Source organism: Enterobacter cloacae complex sp. P18RS (assembly GCF_014982105.1).
GTDB classification, from domain to species: domain Bacteria; phylum Pseudomonadota; class Gammaproteobacteria; order Enterobacterales; family Enterobacteriaceae; genus Enterobacter; species Enterobacter hormaechei_C.
Genome location: NZ_JADCKV010000050.1, coordinates 3,317 through 4,208, shown reverse-complemented (window position 1 = coordinate 4,208; position 892 = coordinate 3,317). Strand labels below are relative to the sequence as shown.

Below are 892 nucleotides of genomic sequence, written 5' to 3'. Positions count from 1 at the left end.
CACGGGGAGAGGGAGAAAAACCTAAAAACGACAACAGCGTTATCGTCAGGCAGAAAAATTCATTTTACTGACGCTTTCTCAGATACGCATTAACCATAATAGGTATTTATGATTTTATTAACCATTATTTACTGAGTAGATAATGGTTAATATCAGGTCATTATCAATTACAAAACACCGTATATTATCGGCATAATATTTCCTTATTGCTGCATTTCATTAATAAGGATTTTTTATGTCATGGAATAAACATGAAGCTGTGTCATACGCCCGTAGCCACGCACTAACCCATACTGGACACTATTGCGCTCGAGCAATCGCCGCCGCCATTCGAGCCGGAGGGCTTAAAATCGAAGGGGCCAACCTATCGCCAACTCCAGCCAGAATAACCTTATACAGGCATTATTAATATGAATAAGCTCATCTTAATTGCGTTATTCAGCACAGCCGCATTGGGGGCCGAAGATTTTCAGATACCGATGCAGCGCGCCCTTGAATTCAATCGCTGGTACGTCAAACAAGTGAACAACGATCGTTATCCCATCCAACAGGGAAATGAAATCGATAAGTTCGTTACGGCCAGCACCATGAAAAAATTACGTCATGCAGACGATCCCCGTTATGCCGACGCTGAATTTTACGAGGCTGATTTTTTTATGAAATCGCAATATATCGGCGAGGACTGGGCTGAGAATGTGGCTATTGATTCGTATGATTCAGACCCGGTCTGTGTAAACGTGAATATCACGTTTGGCAAAAAGACCCAGCACACAGTCATTGATTGCATGGTTAAAGAAGATGGGATCTGGAAAATTCAGTCTGTCGCCGCTCGGGATAATAATTGATTCCCCCGCTAACAATAATGGAGCCGCCTTTGTTGCCGGGTGGCGCT

Annotated in this window: 1 protein-coding gene; it reads left to right on the top strand. The window is 43.2% G+C overall.

Annotation, left to right across the window (positions count from 1 at the left end):
- The first annotated feature begins 410 nt into the window (after positions 1–410).
- Positions 411–845, top strand: coding sequence for a DUF3828 domain-containing protein (locus tag INF61_RS22505; protein ID WP_032647063.1), 435 nt, complete (start codon positions 411–413; stop codon positions 843–845).
- Positions 846–892: the final 47 nt, after the last annotated feature.